At 53.1% G+C, this 6,952-nt stretch carries 8 protein-coding genes; 1 reads left to right on the forward strand and 7 read right to left on the reverse strand.

Annotated elements, in window-relative coordinates; genetic code table 11:
- Positions 1–10: 10 nt before the first annotated feature.
- The 3 genes from WLY71_RS04980 to WLY71_RS04990 are packed head-to-tail and all read right to left on the reverse strand — an operon-like array spanning position 11 to position 1,663.
- Positions 11–904 (reverse strand): Mu-like prophage major head subunit gpT family protein, encoded by an 894-nt coding sequence (locus WLY71_RS04980; RefSeq protein WP_347802711.1) that lies wholly within the window; start codon positions 902–904, stop codon positions 11–13.
- A complete protein-coding gene (locus WLY71_RS04985) occupies positions 901–1,284 on the reverse strand; it encodes a Mor transcription activator family protein (protein ID WP_347802712.1) in 384 nt (127 codons plus the stop codon). Before WLY71_RS04985 ends, WLY71_RS04980 begins: the two co-directional genes overlap by 4 nt.
- 13 nt (positions 1,285–1,297) lie before the next feature.
- On the reverse strand, positions 1,298–1,663 hold the full coding sequence (locus WLY71_RS04990; RefSeq protein ID WP_347802713.1) for a Mor transcription activator family protein: 366 nt from the start codon (positions 1,661–1,663) through the stop codon (positions 1,298–1,300).
- Positions 1,664–2,021: 358 nt separating this feature from the next.
- On the opposite strand from WLY71_RS04990, the gene WLY71_RS04995 reads away from it, so the two are divergent.
- On the forward strand, positions 2,022–2,555 hold the full coding sequence (locus tag WLY71_RS04995) for a hypothetical protein (RefSeq protein ID WP_347802714.1): 534 nt from the start codon (positions 2,022–2,024) through the stop codon (positions 2,553–2,555).
- 108 nt (positions 2,556–2,663) lie between these two features.
- Here the strand turns inward: WLY71_RS04995 and WLY71_RS05000 are convergent, their stop codons facing one another.
- From WLY71_RS05000 to WLY71_RS05015, 4 genes are all read right to left on the reverse strand, one after another.
- Positions 2,664–3,263, reverse strand: a complete 600-nt coding sequence (locus WLY71_RS05000; RefSeq protein WP_347802715.1) for an HTH domain-containing protein — start codon at positions 3,261–3,263, stop codon at positions 2,664–2,666.
- Entirely contained in the window at positions 3,263–3,985 is a 723-nt protein-coding gene (locus WLY71_RS05005; protein WP_347802716.1) for an AAA family ATPase, read from the reverse strand. Before WLY71_RS05005 ends, WLY71_RS05000 begins: the two co-directional genes overlap by 1 nt.
- Positions 3,986–4,040: 55 nt before the next feature.
- On the reverse strand, positions 4,041–6,068 hold the full coding sequence (locus WLY71_RS05010) for a Mu transposase C-terminal domain-containing protein (protein WP_347802717.1): 2,028 nt from the start codon (positions 6,066–6,068) through the stop codon (positions 4,041–4,043).
- 80 nt (positions 6,069–6,148) lie between these two features.
- Positions 6,149–6,409, reverse strand: coding sequence for a hypothetical protein (locus WLY71_RS05015; protein WP_347802718.1), 261 nt, complete (start codon positions 6,407–6,409; stop codon positions 6,149–6,151).
- Positions 6,410–6,952: the final 543 nt, after the last annotated feature.

Here is a 6,952-nt window from a genome sequence, read left to right on the forward strand (position 1 = left end):
ACGACTCCTATTAGCTCAACCAGGTACTGACCAGCGGTTCGGCGGTGCCTGCCCAGGGATTACCACCGCTGGCATCCTTGACCAGCAACGAACGTGCCTTGCCTTCAAGCACGGGCGGCACCAGCAACATGCCCGGAACAACACCCAGAGGTCGGCCACCGTCGCTTTTGAAATCCATCATCGCGGCGCGAGCGGCTTCGTAATTCTCCACAGTGAGAGGTGCTTTCGAGCAGTAGGCGAACTGCCAGAAGCCGAACCCAGCGTTCACTCGCGCATCCACGCCATAGCGGTACTCATCGCGCATGAACGCCGATTCGTCGTCAACACGGGTCATGGCTTTAAGGTCATAGTCCTGACGCTTTTGGAAGATGATCGGCTTGATCGCTCGGCTGACATCGAGCAGATACCAAGCGGGGCCTTCGCCATCCTGGAAGTTGCTTACCGATACCGCGACACCTGTAGCATCACTGTTCGGATAAACCGGGTGATCGGTATCGAAGAAGTTCTGGCCGTCATAGCACGCTGTAGTGAGGCCCGCCTTGAGCAAGGCGAAGACCAGTTCGTTCGGATGGGCTGTTGACGCACGTCCCATTTCCTCGATCAGCGGAGAGTAAACGCCAACCTGGTCATCTTCGATGTCGGTACGCGATACAACAATGGAGCTTTCATACTTCTTGTTATCAATGGTGTATCCGTGAGCCGCCATATCCTTGAGAACACGATCACCCACCCACTCACGGAATGCCGGAAACTGACCCAGCCAAGCGTAGGTGTTACTGCGAGTCGAGGACGGAACGACGGTGGCAATTTTCTGCCAGTCAGTTGGTGTGCCCGTTTGTGCTTTCTGGAATACAACCTTGAAAGCAACGAACAATGCATTGAGGCTAGCTTGTGTAACGATCATTTGATAAACCTGTTTTTTGATTTTTTCAAGCCTTCTTCTTTTGCGAAGCTGGCAATGATTTCATACGTTGTTGCAGACGTTAGTCCGTATTTCTTTGATATATCGCTAACGGATACATCGCATTTCCACGCACCATATATTTCATTGTTGCGCTGTTCTCGGTCGTATCTGAAACCTTTGGGGATGTAAATAACTCGGCCTCCAAAATACTTGGAGAGCCCTGTGACCACTTCACTTGCAAGGTGCTCTGGAGTAGAGCCTTGCTCCAAGGCATATGCTATTGAGCTTTCAACTGACTTGAAAAGCTCCAGCGCGGTCCCTTCCCAAGTAGTACTCGGAACCCGCTTTCCCTTTCTACTCTGCCCCTCTTCTTCGTTCACGCCCCGAGACCCCTTACTGTTTAAACCTCGCTTCAAGACTCAATGCGCGCTCATCAGTAATGATGTCGTACACGGTTTGTGAAGCTATTGCGTATTTCCTGATTAACTCACCATGCGCCATGCCACTCAGAAAATCGGAGTAAAGAGCTTCACTCCTGAGTTTTCTCTTTAATGCTGTGCCGCGTGGCAGATAAATCATTCCACCACCCATGACATCGCATATAGCGACAACTGCCGATTTAGCGAGGTGATGGGGTGAAGCATCGAGTTCCATTTCTTTATTAATGGAGTGCTCTATTATTTCGAGCATCTCTATCATGCTCTTGGGCAAAGCATTAAAGTCTTTCTTGCGTCCGGCCTTCTTTTCACCCTCATGCATTCCAATGTCTCCAACCAACCTTGCGTCAACAGGAATCATTGAAACGCTTTCTCTTAGAGTTTCGTATATCAGGGCGGTTTAAGGTTTTCGGCACCTAACAACAGCGCCGCCTTATATAGGAGAGGTTGCGGATTAGGACGTGATGTTAAGGTTTTCTGGATAGATAGCCTTCACGTGCAGAGAAGCGGCGCATTGCAAGACCGTGAAGGGCGTTAGACCCGCGTTAGAAATGATGATATTCAAATTTACATGCATAGGTAGCCCTTAGCAGATAGCATGCGCTCAGCGGCTTTTGAGGCGCTGACGAGATTTTGGTTCAGAGCTTGGTGTTCGGGGTGGTGGTGAAGGGGCAGTGCGGATGAATTTGTCACAGAAAGAAATCGAAGATCTTCACGTCAAAACCGACTTGATGGATGAGCCGTTGGAAACCAAGGCAGACTACAGTTCACGCATTCGCTCCGTTTTCCCTGGTATCCCGGCTGGTGTCATTGAACAATGGTTCTATGAGCATTCAGGGGCCATTGAGATGCATGCATGGTTAGATTATGGATCAATGAGCGTTACCCTGGAGCGGTATTCTTTGGCTCAGTTGATGCAGTCTTGCTTGAGCGAGCACGAAACTATTGTGCAATACAGTAACCATTTTCAGAAAAATAATACTAGCCGTCGTATGGCCAGTATTTCTGAGTACATGAGTTCTTATGGTACTTGGCCGGTGCCGCCGATTTTGCTTGCTAATCCGGAGGGCTTAATTGTTACCTCGTGGGGGCTAAAGTGTGACTCTCCTGTCCATCTACTTGAAGGGCATCACAGGTTTGCCGTTTTTTATGCTTTTGCTAAGCTTAACGCCGTGTCGGCCAATCATGATGTATGGACTATTACAAAAAAATAGCGAGTTAAGCTGTCGTTGTGTTTTGAATTATTCATGAGTGGAGGGTGTAAATAATCATGCGTTTGTGCTGTGGTACGTCAGAGTAAGATAGAGTTGCTTGTTGCCCGACTACGTGTTTTTTCTGCTAATTCTAGTGAATACGACTTGTCCCACGTTTGGATCGAATACTTGTCCGCTTCGTTGAATCATTGGCGGTAGTGGCCCAGTGTACATTCCATGTGCCAGACCGTAGCGTGCTTGTCTGCCTGGTTGTGCAGGAACTATCACTGTCAGATAGCCTGCCCAGTTCAGCCATTTTAGGTAGTTCTTGGCTGTAGCGATGCTGGTTGGTACTGCAATAGTTGCGTGTATTGAAAGCTCGGTTGCATTCACGTCATCAAGCATCCTGAGTGTGCGCCACATTGCTTCTGTACCCCGGCCTTGTTGGCTTGCGGTGCCATCAAATCGAAGTTGGGGAGCCTCGGTGCCCACGTCTCGAACTAACTGGAATTCTGCTCGATCCCCAACACCATTGGCGCGTTCCAGATAACCAGCTTTCCTGAGGCTGTTTATGTACGTCCGAACGGTTTCATCGTTGAGGTCGGTGCGTCGACTGAGGGTGTAACAACTAATACCCTCAGGATGCTTTCTAATCATTTCCCACACACGCTGACGATTGCTTTTACCGTCCTGAATGACTATATGCGCGGGCTTCCGGCCAATGCCCATCAGGGTGTTCTCCGCAACGGTGCGTCACCGGTGAACCAGCCACGGTCCCCCCACTGCGCGCTATCAACTGAGTCCCAGCCGAACGCTTTTGCTTCTGATTGGACGCGGTAAAGGTTTACCACCACTCGACGTAGGCAGCCACGCACGGCTTTTCGCAGGTCATCAAGAAGGTCGTCATGAATCTGGAGGTGTGGATAGCAGGCGGCTGACAACGTTCTCAGATCTTCCTGTGTGGCAGGTTGTGCTGGCACCCATTCCAAAACCCTATTATGTAGTCGCTCAAGCTTTGCCAGGCTCAACGGTACGCGCTCTTCTCCGATCAGAACTATGGTTCCGTGGCTGGCGTTATAGATGTCGGTCAGAACGTTGGCTGCTGCCTTTTCTAAAAGGTACTGTGCGTCGTCGACGATGAGAGGGCGCCCGCTCCGTGACAATTGATCTGCGATTTGATCAACCATCTCCGACATGGTGCGGCTTGGCACTATAGTCATTTCCCGCAAAACAGCGGCGAGAAAGGCCTTCTTTGTCCAAGTGTCCCGGCACTCGACGTAATAGGCGCGATAGATGTTCGCTGCGAATGTCGCCCCTACGGTTTTGCCTAGCCCGCTGGCACCGTACATCACCACTAATCCGGGTAAGTTGGATGGTCGTGCCATAGCACGCTCAACTGCGCTGGCCAGCAAGCCGACGTTCGTCAGGGGGACTATCTTCGGTGCGCTCATTCCGTGCTTCTCCATGCTGTTTGCGTGCTATCGGCCATTGGCGTTGGCAATGGCCCTACGAGTTGGTGTGCTCATACATCCGCTTGATGGCGGTAAAGTCGAGATGGCGCGGGTATCGCTCATGCCATAAACCTTCTTCTCCATTGAGAAGCTCCCCGGCTTGGAAGCGCCTGTTGAGTGCTTCCCACAGTCGATACCTGCCAATCGGGTCGTTGGGTAGTTCGAATCTGTTGGATTTGGGAGTCGTAAGACTTGCGGCAAAGCGCTGTGCGTCGGCCAGTTGCTCGGCGCTGAGGTCGGCGGATGGAGCAGGTGAGGTTGTGATCATTTCTACGCGACTGCCGGTGAGTGTTTCCAGCTTGTCCACGGCGCGTTTCATCTGTCCTTTCTCGCGTTTGTCGTAGGCCTTTTCAATCATGGTTTTCGGCATGTAATCGCTGGCATTGCCGCCGAGGATTGCTTCGCCGATCAACTCGCCATCCAGCGTGCGGACCCAGATACGGGATGAATCGCGCACGTCGTACGCCAGGCGGATTTGCTCGCCGTGAAAGTTACGCAAAGCGTCCAGAAAATAGGTTTCACCGGCCCAGGTAACTTCGCCGCGACGTGTCGGGCGGATCACTTGCGGGCGTGTCAGGTCATTCAACAACTCGGCAGGCGCCACAATCGGTTCCCAGGCAGCGGCAATGGCCGCGCTCCAGGCCTCATTTGGGCTCATGTGACGAATTTTGCCGGTCAGCGGATCGCGGAACTTTGCCAGCCCCCGGTGCGGGCAGTTGTTGTAGGTTTCGATCTCATATTCGACACCGGACATGAACTCGGCGAAGGTCGGAATCAGGCGGGTTTTTCCGGTTTCGCGCAGTTCTCTGCGGCCAATCCGATGCACCTTTGTCCCGGCGTGTTTGTCCATGTCCGCACCGATGTAGCTAGGTAGTTTCTTGGCAGCGTTGACCCATATGGTTTGGTGAGAGCGTTCGATCAGGCCCCGTGCCTGGCTGTTGTAAGGCAAAGCATGGGTCATAGTGCCGCCGAGACGGTCGACTACTTCGCGGACAGTGTCGTTGGCGAAGCCTGAACCGTTGTCGACATAGAAGAAGGCGAACATGCCGTGCTTCATGGCATCGCGCAAAGCGTCCATAACACCGATGGTCGATTCGGCTTCACCGATGGAAATGCCGATGGCCTTGCGGGTGGCGACATCCAGGACGGTGGTAATTTCCGGCCGATAGGGCTTGCCAGTACGCGGGTTTAATACCTCTGCGTCGAACTTGTGGCCGTCGGCCGTGAACACGTCGCAGGGCAGTAGGTCTTTGGTTAGTCGGCGCTTGAAGGGTTGCAGTGCTTTCAGTTCCTGCGGAGTACGGCGACCACGCTCGCGGGCCTCGATGTTCAGCCTATTAAGGAAGCGGCGAACCACGTGGATGCTAGGGCGCTCAGCCGTATGCTTGAGGGCGAACTCAGCATAAGCCGCTTCAACGCTGGGCTTGGTTGGGCGTTGGTAGCAACTGAGAAACGACGCTGACCACGCGGGCAGGCTCATGTCTTTCTGTCGGCGAGCGGGTGCGAGGCCGATTTCACCTTGTTTTCGATAGCTGGCCAACCAGCGTTTTAGCGTGCGCTCGCTCAAGGATCGCTCGTCGGATTTACGATTGTTCGCCCGTTCTACGAGTCCGCTCAGGTATGTGCTGAGTTGGTCGACTTTCGCCAGACCTACTAGAGTTTCGATGGCACGTTGCTGGCTGATCGTTTGACTCAAACGCTCAATCTCGCGGACGAAGGCTAGTCGCGCCGTCATTACAGAACGCTGATCTTCGTTTAAACGTGACGGAAAAACGGTGTCACGTTCTACTAAAATTGGAGAGGTGCTGACAATCGGTGACGTTTGTAGGGAGGCGACTGATTGTGTAATCAGAATTGTTTGGGTGACTGCGGGTAGCATGGAGAAAGGATACTCGCGCGCTTTTGAGCCATGTCTACGCTGGCTTTCCCACCCCGCACGCAACGCAGCCTTCCTCACGCCTTGGGGGGTGTGAGGCATACCAGTGAGCCCTGCGAGTTCCATGGCGGTGTACCAGCTTCGCATCAGCAGACCTCCTGCGTAGTCCGATCCGGTGAGCCTTTCCGGTGGCCCCGCTGCAATGAGCACCAGGGCCAATAGGATGACTAGGCCGCTTGGCGAACTGCCTGATACAGCGAGTGGGCGTCGTCAACAAGTAACTGCAAGGCGCGAGAAACTTTGGCGATATCGCGAGGGTCACTGTCTTCCATCTTGCAAATACTCAGCACGGAAAGAAGATCCTGTACGGCGCCGAGGCGCCAGTCAGCAGCGTCCATTAGATCCCGTTGAGTTGCGCGGGTGTTTAGATAGAGGACGGGCCTCGAAGCGCCTTGCGAATTTGAGTCGAGAGGTTTGAAGTTATCCATGGGACACCACCTCTGCATTTCGACCTGATTCAAGGGCTCGGACTTTTTCCATGGCTGCGTTGTAGCGGCGAAGACGAACAGACAAGGAAGAATCAGCACGTAAGGCGAACAAAGCCATTGCCCTTAGAGCTACGGCACGATTGTTGGCGGACGGATTTGGTGCGTATGGCGTCATGGGTATTGCTCCAACTTTAGGTTTGGAGCTGCCACGGTTCGCCGCTAAACGAATGGGGTGGCAGCTATGCGCGGGTTAGCGGACCGGGAAAGTTGGCACCCGGCAAGCCCGAAGGCTTCCCACGCACAGCCGCCATAACACGAAACGGCAGGCATAAAAAAAGCGCCTGCTGTCGGATGGGGGCGCCTATGCGCCAACTTAATCGGGCCGCTAAACCCGGTCGCTGAATTTTTCAGCGACGACCAAACTTTAGCGGGTTGTTTGGCACAGTGCAAGAGCTAACGTGATCAAGGGCACAGTAAACGTGGGTAGAAAAGGACGTTGAGGTGTTTCGTTTTGTCCTATCGGACGGTTGCTTTGTTTTATTC

The sequence above is a fragment of the Pseudomonas rossensis genome, from assembly GCF_039888995.1.
GTDB lineage: Bacteria > Pseudomonadota > Gammaproteobacteria > Pseudomonadales > Pseudomonadaceae > Aquipseudomonas > Aquipseudomonas rossensis.

What these genes read in the sequence shown, in the direction of transcription:
- WLY71_RS05005 (WP_347802716.1), bottom strand. Translation starts at nt 3,985, where the DNA reads ATGAGCGCACCGAAGATAGTCCCCCTGACGAACGTCGGCTTGCTGGCC.
- WLY71_RS05010 (WP_347802717.1), bottom strand. Translation starts at nt 6,068, where the DNA reads ATGCGAAGCTGGTACACCGCCATGGAACTCGCAGGGCTCACTGGTATG.
- WLY71_RS05015 (WP_347802718.1), bottom strand. Translation starts at nt 6,409, where the DNA reads ATGGATAACTTCAAACCTCTCGACTCAAATTCGCAAGGCGCTTCGAGG.
- WLY71_RS04980 (WP_347802711.1), bottom strand. Translation starts at nt 904, where the DNA reads ATGATCGTTACACAAGCTAGCCTCAATGCATTGTTCGTTGCTTTCAAG.
- WLY71_RS05000 (WP_347802715.1), bottom strand. Translation starts at nt 3,263, where the DNA reads ATGGGCATTGGCCGGAAGCCCGCGCATATAGTCATTCAGGACGGTAAA.
- WLY71_RS04995 (WP_347802714.1), top strand. Translation starts at nt 2,022, where the DNA reads ATGAATTTGTCACAGAAAGAAATCGAAGATCTTCACGTCAAAACCGAC.
- WLY71_RS04990 (WP_347802713.1), bottom strand. Translation starts at nt 1,663, where the DNA reads ATGCATGAGGGTGAAAAGAAGGCCGGACGCAAGAAAGACTTTAATGCT.